Source organism: Pantanalinema sp. (assembly GCA_036704125.1).
Classification (GTDB): Bacteria; Cyanobacteriota; Sericytochromatia; order S15B-MN24; family UBA4093; genus JAGIBK01.
The window spans coordinates 1-17,399 of sequence record DATNQI010000075.1; the positions used below are offsets into that span (position 1 = coordinate 1).

Genomic DNA, 17,399 nt, shown 5'->3' on the forward strand with positions numbered 1-17,399 from the left:
CTCATAATCCCTTGGTTCAGGGTTCGAATCCCTGTGCCTCCACTCTTGTGCGAATGATGGGCGCCGTGGCTCCCCGCGACATGGAGCGGGCTACCATGGGGCAAGGACGGTCATCTCATGGCCCTTATCAAGCCCTTGTGCCTCGAAGAGGGCGATGCGATCGGGATCGTCTCCCCTTCGTCGCCCGTGGCGGCCTTCTGCCCCAGACGCTTCGAGCGCGGAGTGCAGGCCTTGACGTCGCTGGGCTTCAAGGTCGTCGTCGCCGATAATGCCCGGGAGCGGTACGGCCACACGGCGGGAACGGTGGAGCAGCGGGTGAACGACCTGCATGCCATGTTCCGGGATCCCGCGATCAAGGCCGTCATCGCGACGATCGGCGGCTTCAACTCGAACCAGCTTCTCGACCGGCTCGACTACGATCTCATCCGTACCCACCCGAAGATCCTCGTGGGCTACAGCGACATCACGGCCCTCCTCGTGGGCATCCATCGAATGACCGGTCTTATCACCTTCCTGGGGCCCGCGATCATGCCCCAGTTCGGTGAGAGCGGAGGCCTCCATCCCTACACGGAGCGATGGTTCCGGGCCGTCCTCCTGGGCGCCCCCGGTCGTGCCGAGGTCGCACCGTCCCTGCTGAGCATTCACGAGCGTCTGGCCTGGGACACGGAGGATGACCGCCCCCGGCGCGCCAAGCGCCATGCCGGGCCGAGGGTGCTGAAGTCGGGCATAGCGGAAGGTCCCATCGTCGCGGGGAACCTGGGAACCATGCTCGCGCTCGCAGGCTCCCCCTACTTTCCCGATCTGGAGGGCGCCATCCTCTGCGTCGAGGAGGACGAGACCGAGAGCCCGGCGACCGTGGATCGCTTCTTCACCCAGTTGCGGTTGATGGGGGCGTTCGAGCGGATCGCCGCCCTGGTGGTCGGCCGTTTTCATCCCCAGGTCGGCTTCACGGCCGCGGACTCCCTGGAAACCCTCGTGCTGTCCGTGACTCAGGGGTTCGATCTGCCCGTTGCCATCGATTTCGACTTCGGCCACACCGACCCCATGATCACCCTGCCGCAGGGAATCCGGGCCCGGGTGGACTTCACCACCGGATCTCGGCTTGAACTTCTCGAGCAAGGCGTCGAGAAGTCGCCCCTCACCATCGCACCGTAACGCGCGTCGTTACTCGCTCGATCCGAGAGTGAGGCTCGGGATGGCCCGACGCATGAACGCGTCGAAAAGCGGGACGGTGAACGCCATCTCGCCATGAGAGGGACTGTAGATCATCCCTTTCTTGATGAGGCTCGATCGCGTGGGACTGAGGCTGTTGATCTTCACCCCCAGACAATCGGCAATGTCGGCTGTTCGATAAGGGCCTGATCCGAGCTGCGCCATGGCCCGGAGGAATTTCTTCTCGCCGGGGGTGAGCCGATCGAAGCGCACGCGGAAAAAGTTCTCGTCGAGACGCGCGACGACCAGGTCCGTGCTTTCCTGCACGACTTCGAGGCTGATGGGGGATGCCACCGCGTGATTCCACGCTTGATACCCCCATTCCTGGAGGAAATAGGGGTAGCCATTGGTCAAGCGATAGATTTCATCTAGCGCTTCCGGTGCGAAGGTCTCTCCCGAGGCCTGCACCGGGTCTTGAAGCGCCCGGGCCGCATCTTTCCCGGAGAGGGGGCCGACGGCGGGAAAACTGAACAGCCGTTCGGCGTATGACTTCGATTCACCGGCGAGGCCCGGGATGATCGGAAGGCCGGCGCCGATGAGCACCAGCGGTAGCTGGCGCTGCTGCATCTTGTGCATCGCCATGATCAACGCGCTCAGCTCGGCCGAGCTGAGATACTGGATCTCGTCGATCAGGATGGCGATGGCGACGCCGCGTTCCTGGGCCGCTTCGGCGACAGCGGTGAAGAGGCTGGGGAGATCGACCTCCAGGTCGCCGCTGTCGGCGGCGCCTCTCTCCGGCTCGATGTCCAGCCCGAACTCGATATCGCCGACCGTGACCTTGATCGCCCCGATGAAGCCCTTCAGGACAGCGAGGCCGCGCCGGACCTTGTCGCCGGTTCCTGCGAGCCGGTTCAGGTCGAAGAGCAACCGGCGCAGGTGAGGCGCGAGGAGCACGGCCAAGGGCTTGTTTTCATGGGCTTCGACCAGAATGGTGCGATATCCGGAGCTCTCGGACATGCGCTCCATCTCGTTGAGCAGGACGGTTTTTCCCACCCCGCGTAATCCCGTCATCAGGATGCTTTTTTCGGGGCGCCGCTGATGAACGCGGCCCAGGAGGACTCGCGCTTGCTCCAGGATGTTGTCGCGTCCGGCGAGCTCCGGTGGCGGTGCCCCGGCTCCCGGGGAAAATGGATTCTTGATCTTGTCCACCGTCGCTCTCCATCTCTAGGGACTTATATGGAAGTATGGGTAATTATAGGTATATTTGCCTATAAATCGCTATAATTTATCGGATGCTCGCTCGGGTTCGCCACCAGGTGCTGCGTGCTAGATATTGGTCTGCTTCACGCGGGCAGAGCGAGCCGGGACAGGGCCGCGACGAGTGCCTCGATCTCGCGCTCTTCGTTGTAGTAATGAACCGAGGCTCGCAGGACCATCGCCAGGTGACGGGCCTCCATGTCGAGCCGGGTCGAGCCCACCGACGAGGTCGTCAGGTTGATGCCCTGCGCCGAGAGCGCCTCGCGCAGCGCCAAAGGGTCGTGGCCGTCCACGGTGAACGAGACGATCCCGCAGCGCCGCAGGCCCTGGTCCTGCACCGTGACCCCAGCTAGGGCCGAGAGGCCCTCCCGAAGCCGTTCGGCCAGCTGGACGACGCGCTCCTCGATGGCGTCGAGCCCCCAGTCGAGGGCATACCGCACGGCGGCCCCGAGCCCGAGCCTGCCCGCGATGCTGGCTTCCCAGCTCTCGAACCGGCGGGCGTCCGAGCGAAGCTCGTAGCGATCGCTTCGCGTCCAGCTCGCGGCGTGCAGGTCGAGCATGGCGGGCTCCAGCCGCTCCAGCACCTCGCTAGAGACGTAGAGGAAGCCCGTGCCGCGCGGGCCTCGCAGGTACTTTCGCCCCGTCGCCGAGAGGAAGTCGCACCCGATGGCCTTCACGTCGATGGGCAGCTGCCCCACCGACTGGCAGGCGTCGAGCAGGTAGAGCACCCCGGCTTCCCTTGCGATCGCCCCGACCTCCTCGGCGGGGTTCACCAGCCCGCCGTTGGTCGGCACGTGGGTCAGCGCGATGAGCTTGACCCGCTCGTCCATCGCCTCGCGCAGGGCCGAGAGCGAGATCTGGCCGTGTTCGTCGTTCGGGACGACCGCGATCTCGACGCCCGTCTTCTTCGCCGTCTGGAGGAAGGCGATGAAGTTGCTCGCGTACTCGGAGGCCGAGGTCAGGATGCGATCGCCCGCCTTGAAGGGGATCGCGTAGAACGCCATGTCCCAGGCCCGGGTCGCGTTCTCGAACAGGGCGATCTCGTCGCGGTGCGCCCCGATGAGCCGGGCGATGTCGTCGTAGACCTGCTCGACGGCGTCATCCACCTGGCGCGCCGCCTCGTAGCCCCCGATCCGCGCCTCGAGCTGCAGGTGAGCGATCGTGGCGTCCAGGACGGGCTGCGGCATCAGCGCGGCCCCCGCGTTGTTGAGGTGGATCACGTGGTCGCAGCCGGGGGTCTCGGCGCGGGCGCGGCTGATATCGATGGGCAACGGGGATCTCCTTGGTTCAGGTGCGCGGGGGAAGGGGGTGCCGGGCGGTGACGGCGTTGGGCGACTCGCCGCCCGCCTCGAAGCGCGTGACGTTGTCGAGCGTCGTCTCGGCGATGTTGCGCAGGGCGGTGTCGGTGAGGAAGGCCTGGTGCGCCGTGATGAGCACGTTCGGGAAGGTGAGCAGCCGCGCCAGCTGATCGTCCTGGAGGACGAGGCCCGACATGTCCTCGAAGAAGAGCCCCGCCTCGCGCTCGTAGACGTCGAGCCCCGCCCCGCCGAGCTTGCCGCTCTTGAGGCCCTTGATCAGGGCGCCGGTGTCCACGAGGCCGCCTCGGCTGGTGTTGAGCAAGAGGGCGCCGGGCTTCATCCTGGCGATCGCCGCGTCGTCGATCAGGTGCGTCGTCTCGTGCGAGAGGGGCAGGTGCAAGGAGACCACGTCGGCCTCCGAGAGCAGCTCCTCCAAGGGGACGTAGCGAAGGCCGAGCTCGCCGCTCAGGGCGGGATCGGGGTAGGGGTCGTGGGCCAGCAGCCGGCAGCCGAAGCCGTGCATGATCCGGGCGAAGGCCGCCCCGATCCGCCCGGTGCCCACGATGCCCACGGTCTTTCCGTGCAGGTCGAAGCCGACCAGGCCGGAAAGGGAGAAGTTGCCTTCGCGCACCCGGGCGTAAGCGCGGTGAGTCTTGCGGTTGAGGCTCAGCAGCAGAGCGACGGCGTGCTCGGCCACGGCATAGGGGGAGTAGGCGGGCACCCTCACGACCGTCAGGCCGAGGCCTTCGGCGGCGCCGACGTCCACGTTGTTGAAGCCCGCGCAGCGCAGGGCCACCAGCCGGGTGCCCCCCTCGCGCAGCGTGGCGAGCACCTCGGCGTCGAGCGTGTCGTTGACGAAGGCGCAGACGGCGGGGAACCCCTTGGCCAAGGCGACCGTCTCGGGGCCCAGGCGGCTCTCGAAGTAGGTCAGCGCGTGGCCGAAGGCCTCGTTTGCCTCGTCGAGGGACGCTCGGTCGTAGGGGCGGGTGTCGAAGACGGCGATGTTCATAGGCTCTCGCAACGATAGGGCATGGCAGTGACGGCGATGTTCATAGGGCCTCACAGCGAAGGGACGTTGCCATGATAGCATCGGCCCGCCGTATCCACCCCGCAGCCCGGAGCTTCCATTGCCTTAAAGATTCGATACGCGCTAAGCTGGTGTGTTGCCCCCTTCAAGATTGACCGGAGAACGCCATGAGTTCGACGCTCGACGCCCCGCCTGCCGACACCGACGGCGGCTTCAAGCCCTACGTCTCCCCACACGAGCATCCTCCCGAGCTCACCTTCCGGGCGCTTTTGCTGGGGGCGGTGCTCGGCATCGTCTTCGCCGCCTCGTCGGTGTACCTCGCCCTCAAGGTCGGCATGACCGTCAGCGCGAGCATCCCCATCGCGGTCCTCGCCATCACCATCTTCCGGGTCTTCGGTCGCGCCACGATCCTCGAGAACAACATCGTCCAGACCACCGGCTCGGCCGGCGAGTCGATCGCAGCCGGTGTGGCCTTCACCATGCCGGCCTTGCTGCTCCTGGGCCAGGACCTCGAGCTCATCCGCGTCCTGATGGTCGCCCTGCTGGGCGGCCTTCTGGGCGTGCTCATGATGATCCCCCTGCGCCAGGGCCTGATCGTCCACGAGCACGGCAAGCTGACCTACCCCGAGGGCACCGCCTGCGCCGACGTCCTCATCGTCGGCGAGGAGCGCGGCACCAACGCCCGGGTGGTCTTTCTGGGCTTCTTCATCGGGGCCTTCTACAAGATCCTCAACGCCGGCACCCGCCTCTGGAAGGAGGCCCCCGGCTGGATGGTGCCCGGCTTCAAGGGCGGCTCGGTGGCCGCCGAGGTCTCGCCCGAGCTGCTGGGCGTCGGTTACATCATCGGGCCCCGCACGTCGGCGACCATGCTCGCGGGCGGCGTGCTGAGCTTCCTCATCCTGATCCCGGCCATCAAGATCTTCGGCTCGGGCATGACGGTGCCCATGTTCCCGGCCACCAAGCTCATCAACGACATGAGCCCCGCCGAGATCCGCAACGCCTACATCCTCTACATCGGCGCCGGCGCGGTCGCGACCGGCGGCATCATCAGCCTGGTGCGCTCCTTCCCCACCATCGTGAACGCCTTCAAGCGGGGCCTGGGAACCTTCCTCGAGACCCGCCAGGAGAAGGCGGCGCATCCCCAGCCCACCCTGCGCACCGAGCGCGACCTGCCCATGTCGGTGGTCGTCTTCGGGTCCCTCGCCCTCCTGATCGCCATCGTCGCCGCCCCCGTCCTGCAGATCCACCCCGTCTCGGCGGTGCTGATCGTGCTGTTCAGCTTCTTCTTCGTGACGGTCAGCAGCCGGATCACCGGCGAGATCGGCTCCTCGTCGAACCCCATCTCGGGCATGACGGTGGCGACCCTGCTCATCACCTGCCTGCTTTTCCTGGCGGTGGGCTGGACGGGGATCAGCTACCAGGCCATGGCCCTCTCGACGGCGGCCATCGTCTGCATCGCGGCCTCCAACGGCGGCACGACCAGCCAGGACCTCAAGACGGGCTTCCTGGTCGGCAGCACCCCGCGCGCCCAGCAGATCGCCATCAGCGTCGGCGTCATCACCAGCGCCCTGGTGATCGGCTGGACCCTGCTCTTCCTCAACGACGCCTACACCACCGTCGTTCCCCGCTCGTATCCCGCCTTCACCACCTCGCTCGCCGCCGACACCAAGGTCCAGAAGGGCCCGGACGGCAAGCAGTACCACGTCCACTTCCAGCCCCAGGCGGCCGGTGACGTGCCGGTGGGCAAGTACCTGGTCGACGACGCCGGCAAGATCGCCTACCTGGTCGATCCCGGCATCGGCGGGGTGGTCTCCGAGGTGAACGGCAAGCCCGTCACCAAGCTGGACGCCCCCAAGGCGCGCCTCTTCAGCATGATCGTCGACGGCATCCTGACCCAGAAGCTGCCCTGGGGCCTGGTGCTCATCGGCGTCTTCCTCGCGCTCATGATGGAGCTGTGCGGCGTGGCGGCCCTGCCCTTCGCCGTCGGCGCCTACCTGCCCATCGCGACCTCGGTGCCCATCATGGCGGGCGGCCTGATCCGCCTGCTGGTGGACCGCCGCCGCAAGGCCACCGCCACCAAGGAGTCCGAGGAGTTCGCCCCCGGCGTGCTGCTGTCCTCGGGCCTCATCGCGGGCGGCTCGATCGCGGGCGTGCTGGTCGCGGGCCTCGCCGGCGCCGGCCTCGACCGCTTCATCGACCTCACGGGCGTCGCGGGTCCGCTGGCCGAGAGCGACCTCTTCGCCCTCTTGCCCTTCGCGGTCCTGGTGGCCGTCCTGTGGCGGGTGGGCCGCAAGCGCCCCGAGACCACCTAAGCAGCCACTCTCTCGTCACGACGAGCCCCGCACCCGCCTGGTGCGGGGCTTCTTGCTTGCAATTACGATCAGGCGCGATCCAATCAGGTCCGTTGATACTTGAAAAACCTACCTGGGTAGGATAAGGTCAGACCATGCCGACCGTCGCGAGCATCGAGGGCTACGAAATCCGAGTGCTCACTCGCAACGAGCACCGGCCCCGGCACGTCCATGTCTTCAAGGCCGACTGGGAGCCGCGCGTCCGGATCGGAGAGCTTGCCGAGTTCTGGGACATCAAGTACGGAGCCCCGAGCAACAGGGAGGTGCGGCGTGCAATCGAGCTCGTCGGGCAGTATCTGGACGCCTGCAACATGAAGTGGGAGGAGTGCAATGGCCACCTATAAGCTGCCCACCGACGAAGAGATCGCAGCCGCTCGGCGCGGCGCCGCCGCCGAGGATGAGGTGGCGGCGGTTTCCGTTCGCTATCTTCCCGAGAGGCACGAGATCCAGCTGGGCCTCCGCAGCGGCGTGACGCTCGAGATCCCGCTCGACAAGATCGGCGAGCTGAGCGCGGCAACCCCCGCTGACCTGGAACAGGTTGCTCTGACCCCTTCCGGGACCACGCTCATGTGCCGTCCTCTGGACGTGGACATCTCGGTGGAGGGTCTCGTCCTGGATCTGCTGGGCGGTGACGACTGGAAGCGTGCGATGCGTCGCCGTCTCAACCAGGAGGCCGCGCGCAAGACCAGCGCGAAGAAGGCGGCTTCGAGTGCCGAGAACGGCAAGAAGGGCGGACGCCCCCGCAAACCCCTCGCTCTCTAGCGCTCAATACGCTTCGTTTCGAACGGCCCGCCTGCTTCAAGGCGGGCCGTTCGCGTGGGTGGTTTCGCGGGGCTCGGTGGGTATGAAAGCCTGGTAGGATGCTACTATCAGGCCCGAACACCCGCCGTGATCCCGGAGGAACGATGCTCGACCCCATGCCCGTGCCCGCCAAGGAGCGCCAGGAGCCGCGTCTGGTCTTCGGGGTCATGGGAGCGGCGAGCGGCCAGATGAGTCCCGAGGCCCTGGAGCTCGCCTACCGGCTGGGAGGGGCGATCGCCCGCGCAGGCTGCACCGTCCTCACCGGGGCCTGCCCAGGCCTGCCGCACCAGGCGGTGCTCGGGGCCAAGGCCGAGGGCGGCCTGACCGTGGGCATCTCGCCGGCCGCCGGCCGCACCGAGCATTCCGCCCGCTACGGATCCCCTCTCGACTGCCTGGACTTCGTCGTCTACACCGGCGCCGGCCTGATGGGCCGCGAGGTCCCCAACGTCCTGTCCAGCGACGTGGTGGTGATCGTGGGCGGCCGCTCGGGGACCCTCGGCGAGTTCGCGATCGCCTACGAGGAGGGCAAGCTCATCGGGGTCCTGGAGGGCACCGGCGGCATCACCCCGGGCATCGCCTCGCTGGTCGCGCTGTGCGACAAGCCGACCGGGGCCGAGGTCCTCCACGACGCGGACCCCCAGGCGCTGGTCTCGCGCCTTCTGGCGCGCTTCGCGCAGCGAGTTCCCGGCGCCGAGCGACGCAACACCGAGGCCCTCGGATCCGAAGCATCGGTCCGGGCCTGAGACGAAAGGCAGAACCACCGACGATGGCGACGATTCGCTTCCTGGGGGCGGCCGGCGACGTGACCGGCTCCAAGTACCTCATCCAGACCGACAAGGCGACGGTGCTGGTCGACTGCGGCCTGTTCCAGGGCGGGCGGGCCCTGCGCGATCGGAACTATCAAGCGCCCGACTTCAAGCCCTCCGAGATCGACGCGGTGGTGCTGACCCACGCCCACCTGGACCACTCGGGCTACCTGCCCCGCCTGGTCGTCGACGGCTACGGCCGCAAGGTCTTCGCCACCCCCGGCACCTGCGACCTGCTCTCGATCCTGCTGCCCGACTCGGGCTTCTTGCAGGAGGAGGACGCGGCCTACGCCAACCGCAAGGCCTGGTCGCGCCATCGGCCCGCCAAGGCGCTCTACACCATGCTCGACGCCCAGCGCGCCCTGCGCCACCTGCGCCCGGTGCCCTACCTCACCCCGCGCGAGGTCGCCCCGGGCGTCACGGTGACCTTCCACCCTGCGGGCCACATCATCGGCTCGGCGATCGTCGTGATGGAGCTCGCCGAGCGCACGGGCAAGACCGTCGTGGCCTTCTCGGGGGACCTCGGCCGCTCGGGCGCCCCCATCCTCAAGGACCCGGCGCGCATCCCCCGCGCCGACTACGTGCTGGTGGAGTCGACCTACGGGGATCGCCTCCACCCCGAGACCCCGCCCGAGGCGGAGCTCGCGCGGGTCGTGCGGGAGTCGGTCCGGAAAGGGGGCATGCTCGTCATCCCGGCCTTCGCGGTGGGCCGCACCCAGGAGCTGCTCTACGTCCTCAGGGAGCTGGAGGACCGAGGCGAGATCCCCGAGCTTCCGGTCCACGTGGACAGCCCCATGGCCGTGGACGCGACCCAGATCACCCTCGCGCACGCCGAGGAGTTCGACCGCGAGGCGCGCGAGCGCCTGCGCGGGAACGGCGAGGCCCTCATGCCGCGGCGCATCCGGTTCGCCCGCAGCTCCGATCAGTCGCGGGCCCTCAACGCCCTGGAGGGCCCCGGGATCATCCTCTCCGCCAGCGGCATGTGCACGGGCGGGCGCATCAAGCACCACCTGGCCCGCCGCCTCCCGGAGGAGCGGAACACCGTCTGCTTCGTGGGCTTCCAGGCCGCCCAGACCAAGGGCCGCCAGCTCGTGGATGGCGCCCAGGTCGTGCGCATCCACGGCCAGGAGGTGCCGGTCCGGGCGCGGATCGAGCGGGTGGACGGCTTCTCGGCTCACGCCGACCAGCGCCAGCTGCTCGCCTGGCTCGGCGGCTTCGAGCGCGCCCCGCGCCGGGCCTTCGTGGTCCACGGCGAGCCCGAGGCCAGCCAGGCCCTCTGCGAGCGCATCCGCGAGGATCTCGGCTGGAAGATCCACGTCCCGGCATGGGGCGAGGCGGTCGTCCTCCAGGCCGGGGAGAACCCCGCCGCCGAGCGCCCCGCCGCGAAAGCCTAGCGCCGATTGGCGCAAAGCGCGGCGCGAGGGGAGAGCGCCTGGGTCGTCCGAGGCGCCTTCAGCGCCGCGCGCGCCGCCACCGCGAGCCAGACCTCGCTCGCGCCCGCCTGCCGCAGGGCGCCGGCGGCCCCCCAGGCGGTGGCCCCCGAGGTCATGATGTCGTCGACCAAGAGGATGCGCCGCCCCTTGATCCGGCCGGGCTCGCCCGCGAAGGCGGCGCTCGCCTCCTCCCAGCGATCCGAGCGCCCGCGCAGGTAGAAGGGGCGGCCGTGCGTCGGCCGGCTCAGGGCCAGCGGGGTATAGTCGAGCATCAGGCGCCGCGCCACCTGCCAGGCGATCAGCTCGGCCTGGTTGTAGCCGCGCTGGCGCCTGCGTGTCGGGTGGATCGGCACCGGCACCACCAGCCAGCCGGGATCGACGAGCAGCCGCATCTTGTCGGCCAGCAGTCCCCCCAAATACAGCCCCAGATCGGCGCGGGCCTGGTACTTGAGCTGGCGGATGAGCTTGCGCAGGCTCCCGGCGTAGGTGCCGATCGTGAAGACCCCCTCGACCCCGCCCGGGTTCTGCCGGCACAAGGAGCACTCGCCCTGCAGGCTCAGGACGCCCTGGCAGCGCCGGCAGCGGTGCGCCGGCAGCGGATCGAGGTAGGCCAGGCAGGTGGGGCAGAGCGGGTCGCGACCTTCGGCCTCGCAGCCGAGGCAGGGCCCGGCGAGAACGCGGCCGGCCAGGTGCTGGAAGAGGACGTGGGGCCAGGCCGGGGGCAAGAGCGGACGATCCATGCGTTACCTCCGATCAGGGTCGCGACGAGCGGGGTGCGATCGCAGAGGGGCAGGCGTGGTCTGGGTTATTTGATTTTATAGCGATAAATTGTATTTATGTCAATCTTCTGGCGCGCCGCCAGAGCCAGCACAGCACGAGGGCCGTGGCGGCGCCCATGGCATCGATGCCCACGTCGAAGAGGGCCGGCCCCCGGCCGGGCACGAAGGCCTGGTGCAGCTCGTCGGAGGCGGCGTAGGCGGTGGCGGCCGCCCAGGCGAGGACGAAGCGCCAGCGGCCCTTCGGCAGCGCCCACGCCCACAGCAGCGCGAGGATGGCGTACTCGGTGAAGTGGGAGGCCTTGCGGAACAGCAGGCCGATCAGCTCGAGCCGCTCGGGTGAGGCCTCGACCCCGACGAGCTCCAGCGCGGCCCTGACCAGGGCGCCGGAGTGCTCGCCCGACGAGCCGTCGGCGGAGGCCATGAAGATGACGGCCATCCAGGCCGCGACCAGGCCCCAGCGGAGCGCGCGGGCGGGCCACTGGGCGATCGGGGGCGTGGGGGCGAAGCGCTTGGGCATCAGGGGGCGATCCGATTTCGCGCCGTTAGGCGAGCACGGCGGGGGGGAATGAGGAGGCTTGGCGAGGCCTGTATTCCAGCTTACGGAACGGGGTCGGGGGGCGCAAGGTGCCGATCCCCGAAACCTTTGCTAAGCTCATGCAGGAGCCCGGGAGCGCTGCACGACGCCCCGCGACGTCCGCCTTTCTCGAACGACCACTGGGGGTATCAATGGCGCGTATTTGTCTGGTCGGCCTCGGTCTCATCGGAGGCTCCCTTCACATGGCCCTCTCGGGCCACCACGACCTCATCGGGGTCGACCCGGATCCGGCGGTGCTCGCGCTCGCCAAGGAGCGCGGCATCGAGGCCACCAAGGACCTCGCGGCCGGCGTCGAGGGAGCGGACCTCGTCATCGTGGCCGTGCCCCTCGGCAAGATCCCCCAGGTCTTCAAGCAGCTCGCGCCGCTGGTGAAGCCCGGCACCCTCGTCACCGACGTGGGCAGCGTCAAGGGTACCGTCGTGCGCGCGGGCGCTCCGCTCTTCCTCGAGGGCGCCTTCGTCGGCGGGCACCCCATGGCAGGCACCGAGCAGCGGGGGCTCTCCAACGCGGCAGAGGACCTCTTCGAGGGCTGCACCTACGTCCTGACCCCGACCAACGACGCCGAGCGCAAGGCCGGCGAGCGGGTCAAGGAGCTGCTCGCGCCGCTCAAGGCCCGCTTCGTCGAGATGGAGCCGGCCGCTCACGACCTGGCCGTGGCCTACACCAGCCACATGCCCTTCCTGATGGCCACCTCGGTGGCGCGCATCGCCCAGGGGGCCACCAAGGACGTGCCGGACCTGCCCCTGGTGGCGGCCGCCGGCTTCCGCGACACCACCCGCCTGGCCATGAGCAACCCGACCCTCGGCGCCGACATCTGCATGGCCAACCGCGAGGCCCTGCTGCATGCGATCGCGGCCATGCGCTACCAGCTCTCCCAGTTCGAGATCATGCTCCAGAACGAGATCACCGTCGGCCTGGAGGGCCTCTTCTCCGGGGTCGGCAAGTGGCGCGAAGAGCTCAAGCTGTGAGCCGGGCATCGATCGATCGCCTGAGCGTCTCGCCCGGCGGAGCGCTGCGCGGCACCGTGCGCATCCCGGGGGACAAGTCCCTCTCGCACCGGGCCGTCATGCTCGGGGCGATCGCGAAGGGATCGTCGCGCATCACGAACTTCCTGCCGGGCGAGGACTGCCTGGGGACGATCCGCTGCTTCCGCGCCCTGGGGGTGCCCATCGAGGGCGAAGGGTCCGAGTGGGTCGTCCACGGCCAGGGGCTGCGCGGCCTCGAGGAGCCCTCGGGGATCCTCGACGTGGGCAACTCGGGCACGACCATGCGCCTGATGCTCGGCCTTCTGGCCGGGACGCCGGGCTTCTCGGTGGTGACGGGCGACGCCTCGATCGTCAGGCGCCCCATGCTCCGGGTCGTGACGCCCCTGCGCCTGATGGGGGCCTCGATCGACGGGCGCGACCAGGGCGCCCTCGCCCCGCTCGCCGTGCGCGGGCGGCCCCTGACGGCCATCTCCTACCGCAGCCCGGTCGCCAGCGCCCAGATCAAGAGCGCGGTGCTGCTCGCGGGGCTGTTGGCCGAGGGCACGACCTCGGTCACCGAGCCCGCGCTGAGCCGCGATCACACCGAGCTGATGCTACAGGCCATGGGGGCGCGCCTCAGGCGCGACGGCCTCACGGTCTCGGTCGAGGGCGGGCACGAACTCACCGGCGCGGACGTGGAGGTTCCGGGGGACATCTCGAGCGCGGCCTTCTGGCTGGTGGCCGCCTCGATCGCCCCCGGCTCGGACCTCTTGCTCGAGAACGTGGGGATGAACCCCACCCGCACCGGGATTCTCGAGGTGCTCGCGCGGATGGGGGCCGACATCACGCCCCTCAACGCGCGAGAGATCGCCGGCGAGAGGGTGGCGGACCTGCGGGTGCGCGCGGCCGAGCTCTCGGGGACGCGCATCGAGGGCGAGGTCATCCCGCGCCTGGTGGACGAGATCCCGATCCTGGCGCTCGCGGCCGCGTGCGCCAGGGGCACCACCCACATCCGGGACGCCCAGGAGCTCAGGGTCAAGGAGTCCGATCGGCTGAAGGCGATCGCCACCGAGCTTACCAAGCTCGGCGCCATGGTGCAGGAGCTGCCCGACGGCCTTCTCATCGAGGGCGCCACCCGCTGGCACGGCGCGAGCTGCCAGAGCCGCGGCGACCACCGCATCGCCATGATGCTGGGCCTCTCGGCGCTCGTGACGCCGCAACCGGTGGAGATCGAGGGGGTGCGCTGCACCGAGACCAGCTATCCAGGCTTCTGGGACACGTTCGCGGGGCTGCGGGCCTAGGCGAACACGATCTCCCGGGGCGCCTTGCAACTTCCGGTCGGCGATGATAGGATCGCTGACGGCGGAGCCCTTGTGCCCATGCGGCCCGGACTCCGACCAAAAAATAAAATCCGAAAGAGAGTGCATCAAACCATGAGGGAACTGGAAACCCACGCGCAAGAAGAAGAAATGATGGAGATCGACTACGAAAGCACGTTCGTCGACTTCCAGCAGGGCGACATCGTCAAGGGACGTGTCGTGCGCGTTTCGCCCGACGAGATCCTCGTCGACGTGGGCGGCAAGTCGGAAGGCGTCATCCCCATCAAGGAGCTTTCCGCGATTCCGGTCGGCAATGTCCGCGAGTTCATCAAGGAGGGCGAGGAGCTCGAGCTCTACGTCCTGCGCGAAGAGGATGAGGACGGTCAGCTGACCCTCTCCAAGCGTCGCGTCGATCAGGCCCGCGGCTGGGTCCAGGCCCTCGAGGACTACAACCAGGAGCGCGTCATCCAGGCCAAGGTCACCGGCGTGGTCAAGGGCGGCGTGATCGTGGATGCCTACAAGCTCCGCGGCTTCGTTCCCGCCAGCCAGCTCCGCACCAAGGGCTCCCACGAGGAGCTCGTCGGCACCGAGCTGCCCCTCAAGATCATCGAAGTCGATCAGCGCCGCAACAAGCTCATCCTGTCGCACCGCCAGGCGGTCGCGGCCGAGAAGGGCAAGCTGCGCGCCGAGGTCCTCGCGACCCTCGAAGTCGGCCAGATCATCACCGGCAAGGTCGTTCGCATCGCCGACTTCGGCGCGTTCATCGACCTCGGCGGCATCGATGGCCTGCTGCCCATCTCCGAGATCGCCTGGCAGCGCATCCAGCACCCCTCGAACGTCCTCAACATCGGCGACGAGCTGACCCTCAAGGTCCTCAAGGTCGATCGCGAAGCCCACAAGATCAGCCTGTCGCTCAAGCAGCTCCAGGAGGATCCCTGGACGACCCTTTCGGATCGCTTCCAGGAAGGCATGACCATCCCCGGTCGCGTCACCAAGCTCGCGAGCTTCGGCGCGTTCGTCGAGATCGAGCCCGGCGTCGAGGCGCTCCTGCCCACCGCCGAGATGAGCTCGCAGCAGGTCAAGCCCGAGGACGTGGTCGAGGTCGGCCAGGAAATCACCGCGCTCATCAAGCGCTTCCGTCCGGAAGAGAAGCGCATCTCGCTCTCGCTGCGCGACAAGGATCGCCCGGCGGGTGATGAGGGCGATGAATAACAAGGGAGGCATCATCACCGCGATCGCGCCCCAGAGCCTGGCCGAAGAGGCCGGGCTCCAGGTGGGGGACATCCTCCAAGCGATCAACGGCGAGACCCTCACCGATCTCATCGATTACCGCTACCAGGTGGCGGAAGAAGTCGTGGAGCTGTCCCTCGTTCGCGAGGGGCAGCTTCTGACGATCGAGATCGAGAAGGAAATCGACGAGGATCTGGGCCTGGAGTTCCAGGACGCGGTGTTCGACCAGATCCGGGTCTGCGCCAACAACTGCACCTTCTGCTTCATTCACCAGCAGCCGGACGGGATGCGCGAGTCGCTCTACATCATGGACGACGACTACCGCCTCTCCTTCCTGCAGGGCAACTTCGTGACCCTCACGAACCTGCCCGAGCGCGAGTGGAAGCGGATCGAGGCCTTTCGGCTCTCTCCCCTCTACGTGTCGGTCCACGCGACCAACCCGCAGCTGAGGGCCGACATCCTCCGCCAGCGCCGCGGCAGCCTGCTGCTCGACCAGCTGGACCGGCTCAAGGCCACCGGCATCCAGTTCCACGCCCAGATCGTCCTGATGCCGGGCGTCAACGACGGCGAAGAGCTCGATCGCTCCATCAAGGAGCTGACCGAGCGCTATCTGCCCGAGCTCCTGAGCATCAACGTGGTCCCGGTCGCCCTCAACCGCTTCCGGGAGCAGATGGGGCTCACCCCGCTCGAGGCTCCCACCTCGGCCTGGTGCCGGGAGGTCATCGCCCAGGTCAAGCCCTGGCAGAAGAAGTTCAAGAAGGAGTGGGAGGACGGCATCGTCCAGCTCTCGGACGAGTTCTACGTGCTCGGCCAGGTGCCGGTGCCCAAGCCCGCCGCCTACGGCGACTTCACCAACGTCCAGGACGGGGTCGGCGGGGCCGCCCTCTTGGGCTGGGAGTGGAAGAAGCTCGCCAAGAAGCTGCCCGCGCGCCTCGAGGCGCCCCGCAGCGTCCAGATCATCACCGGCAAGGCGGCGGTCCACATCGTCAAGCCCCTGGTGGATGACCTGGTGAAGGTCGAGGGCCTCACGGCCGAGCTGGTGGACACCCCCAGCCGGTTCTGGGGCGATTTGATCACCGTCACGGGCCTGCTCACGGGCAAGGACCTGATCGACGAGCCCCGCCTCCAGGGCGTCCCGGGTGAGATCTGGCTGCCGGACATCACCCTGAAGGCCGGCACCGAGATCTTCCTCGACGACCTCACCGTCCAGGACGTGGAAGAGGCGCTCGGCCGCACCATCCGCCTGATGCCGACCACGGCCCAGGGCCTGTTCGACCTGGTGGCGGGCACGGAGCGCGCCTCGCGCGACGACACCCGGGCCCGGTTCGGCAACTACGAGCCCAGCTTCGAGCTGCAGCTCGCCAAGCGCCGGCGCGGCACCGCCTCGTAGGACAACCCCCGCATGCGAAGCGGCCCCCCGACCGGGGGGCCGCTTCGCGCATGGTCACGGCAGCTGCTCGAGGACGACGTCGTCGAAGTTGACCTCGTTGCCGATGGCGCGCAGGGCCACCGTGGCCTTGCGCGCGGGGTCGATGAGGTCGAGGGTCGCCTCGGCCTTGGGGGCGCCATCGTACAGCACCTGGAAGGTGCGCTTGCGGGTGTCCACGACCGCCCCGATCCGGCGCTTGTCGTAGGGGCGGGTCGAGAGGGCCTCGCTCCAGACCTTGGTCCAGCCCTGGGCGGAGTCGGGGAGGCCCCCGTCGCAGACCCAGAGCTGCAGCTCCTTGGGGGTGGTGACGACCTCCACGTAGTGGTTGGCGTCCAGGTAGTAGGGCTGGATGGCCTGATCGCCCGTGGGGGGGAGGTTGTAGGGGCTTCGGACGGGCTGCTGGGTCACCTCCATCCGGTAGCGCGCGGGCATCTGGCCGTCCGGGCCCCCCGCGAACTCCCCTTTGTAGCGCACGAAGGTGACGGCGGGGCGATCCTGGACCTTGGTCTGCCTGAGCACCCGGCTCTTGAGGGTGGGGGTGTCCACGTCCGCGACCTCCCAGGAGCCGACGTAGAGCCAGGACGGCAGCTGCTCGCCCCGCGCGAGCCGCTCGGCCCCCACGTCGACGAAGTGAAGCCCCGGCTGGATGGCCCCCAGGGGCGCCTGCTCGAAGTCGAGGGTGACGAGGCGCGCGGGGGCGCTCGTCGGGGCGGGAGTCGGCTGGATCGCCCCGCCGCCGCCGCCCGGGGGGGGCGACGAGGGGGAGGCGCAACCGATCATGCAGCTGATCGCGAAGGTCAGGGCCGGGGCGGAGCACCACCGGAATGCTTGCATGCTTGTCTCCATGGCCGTCGGGGGAACCCCCTAAGCCTAGCGGCGCGCGCGCCGAGAGAATAGGGCGCGCGCGGCAGGGCTGGTTGTGCAATTGGAGAGGGGGGCGGCGCGCGCCGCCCCCCT

Annotated in this window: 16 protein-coding genes; 10 read left to right on the plus strand and 6 right to left on the minus strand. The window is 68.7% G+C overall.

Translation table 11 applies throughout. The features are described from left to right. The first annotated feature begins 117 nt into the window (after positions 1–117). The gene (locus V6D00_11935; GenBank protein HEY9899885.1) at positions 118–1,155 is read left to right on the plus strand and encodes a S66 peptidase family protein; all 1,038 of its coding nucleotides are present in this window, start codon (positions 118–120) and stop codon (positions 1,153–1,155) included. 9 nt (positions 1,156–1,164) lie between these two features. Here the strand turns inward: V6D00_11935 and V6D00_11940 are convergent, their stop codons facing one another. From V6D00_11940 to V6D00_11950, 3 genes are all read right to left on the minus strand, one after another. Next, entirely contained in the window at positions 1,165–2,361 is a 1,197-nt protein-coding gene (locus V6D00_11940; GenBank protein HEY9899886.1) for an ATP-binding protein, read from the minus strand. Positions 2,362–2,495: 134 nt separating this feature from the next. Further along, positions 2,496–3,680 (minus strand): aminotransferase class V-fold PLP-dependent enzyme, encoded by a 1,185-nt coding sequence (locus V6D00_11945; GenBank protein ID HEY9899887.1) that lies wholly within the window; start codon positions 3,678–3,680, stop codon positions 2,496–2,498. A 16-nt stretch (positions 3,681–3,696) separates the two neighbouring features. Continuing rightward, positions 3,697–4,716: a 2-hydroxyacid dehydrogenase gene (locus V6D00_11950; protein HEY9899888.1), complete on the minus strand. Its 1,020-nt coding sequence runs from the start codon at positions 4,714–4,716 to the stop codon at positions 3,697–3,699. A 185-nt stretch (positions 4,717–4,901) separates the two neighbouring features. On the opposite strand from V6D00_11950, the gene V6D00_11955 reads away from it, so the two are divergent. The 5 genes from V6D00_11955 to V6D00_11975 all read left to right on the plus strand — a co-directional run bounded on the left by V6D00_11955 (position 4,902) and on the right by V6D00_11975 (position 10,086). After that, the gene (locus tag V6D00_11955; protein HEY9899889.1) at positions 4,902–7,046 is read left to right on the plus strand and encodes an oligopeptide transporter, OPT family; all 2,145 of its coding nucleotides are present in this window, start codon (positions 4,902–4,904) and stop codon (positions 7,044–7,046) included. A gap of 134 nt (positions 7,047–7,180) precedes the next feature. Then, positions 7,181–7,429: a DUF4160 domain-containing protein gene (locus V6D00_11960; protein HEY9899890.1), complete on the plus strand. Its 249-nt coding sequence runs from the start codon at positions 7,181–7,183 to the stop codon at positions 7,427–7,429. Continuing rightward, a complete protein-coding gene (locus tag V6D00_11965) occupies positions 7,416–7,847 on the plus strand; it encodes a DUF2442 domain-containing protein (GenBank protein ID HEY9899891.1) in 432 nt (143 codons plus the stop codon). Before V6D00_11960 ends, V6D00_11965 begins: the two co-directional genes overlap by 14 nt. Positions 7,848–7,990: 143 nt before the next feature. Beyond that, on the plus strand, positions 7,991–8,629 hold the full coding sequence (locus V6D00_11970) for a hypothetical protein (protein HEY9899892.1): 639 nt from the start codon (positions 7,991–7,993) through the stop codon (positions 8,627–8,629). Positions 8,630–8,652: 23 nt separating this feature from the next. Further along, positions 8,653–10,086 carry an MBL fold metallo-hydrolase gene (locus tag V6D00_11975; protein HEY9899893.1) on the plus strand — a complete coding sequence of 478 codons (1,434 nt, stop codon included), beginning with the start codon at positions 8,653–8,655 and terminating at the stop codon, positions 10,084–10,086. Here the strand turns inward: V6D00_11975 and V6D00_11980 are convergent. Further along, the gene (locus V6D00_11980) at positions 10,083–10,865 is read right to left on the minus strand and encodes a hypothetical protein (GenBank protein HEY9899894.1); all 783 of its coding nucleotides are present in this window, start codon (positions 10,863–10,865) and stop codon (positions 10,083–10,085) included. The genes V6D00_11975 and V6D00_11980 overlap by 4 nt on opposite strands. Before the next feature lie 94 nt (positions 10,866–10,959). Continuing rightward, entirely contained in the window at positions 10,960–11,421 is a 462-nt protein-coding gene (locus tag V6D00_11985; GenBank protein HEY9899895.1) for a VanZ family protein, read from the minus strand. A 209-nt stretch (positions 11,422–11,630) separates the two neighbouring features. Here V6D00_11985 and V6D00_11990 point away from each other — a divergent pair, with 209 nt between their 5' ends. The 4 genes from V6D00_11990 (at position 11,631) to V6D00_12005 (ending at position 16,403) form a co-directional block, all read left to right on the plus strand. Continuing rightward, entirely contained in the window at positions 11,631–12,467 is an 837-nt protein-coding gene (locus V6D00_11990) for a prephenate dehydrogenase/arogenate dehydrogenase family protein (protein HEY9899896.1), read from the plus strand. Then, the gene (aroA, locus tag V6D00_11995) at positions 12,464–13,765 is read left to right on the plus strand and encodes a 3-phosphoshikimate 1-carboxyvinyltransferase (protein ID HEY9899897.1); all 1,302 of its coding nucleotides are present in this window, start codon (positions 12,464–12,466) and stop codon (positions 13,763–13,765) included. Before V6D00_11990 ends, aroA begins: the two co-directional genes overlap by 4 nt. A gap of 132 nt (positions 13,766–13,897) precedes the next feature. Further along, complete coding sequence (gene rpsA / locus V6D00_12000) at positions 13,898–14,995, plus strand: 30S ribosomal protein S1 (GenBank protein HEY9899898.1); 1,098 nt, start codon at positions 13,898–13,900, stop codon at positions 14,993–14,995. Next, the gene (locus V6D00_12005; protein HEY9899899.1) at positions 14,988–16,403 is read left to right on the plus strand and encodes a DUF512 domain-containing protein; all 1,416 of its coding nucleotides are present in this window, start codon (positions 14,988–14,990) and stop codon (positions 16,401–16,403) included. Before rpsA ends, V6D00_12005 begins: the two co-directional genes overlap by 8 nt. A gap of 54 nt (positions 16,404–16,457) precedes the next feature. Here V6D00_12005 and V6D00_12010 read toward each other — a convergent pair whose 3' ends face one another. After that, the gene (locus V6D00_12010) at positions 16,458–17,276 is read right to left on the minus strand and encodes a hypothetical protein (GenBank protein ID HEY9899900.1); all 819 of its coding nucleotides are present in this window, start codon (positions 17,274–17,276) and stop codon (positions 16,458–16,460) included. Between the last annotated feature and the right edge of the window lie 123 nt (positions 17,277–17,399).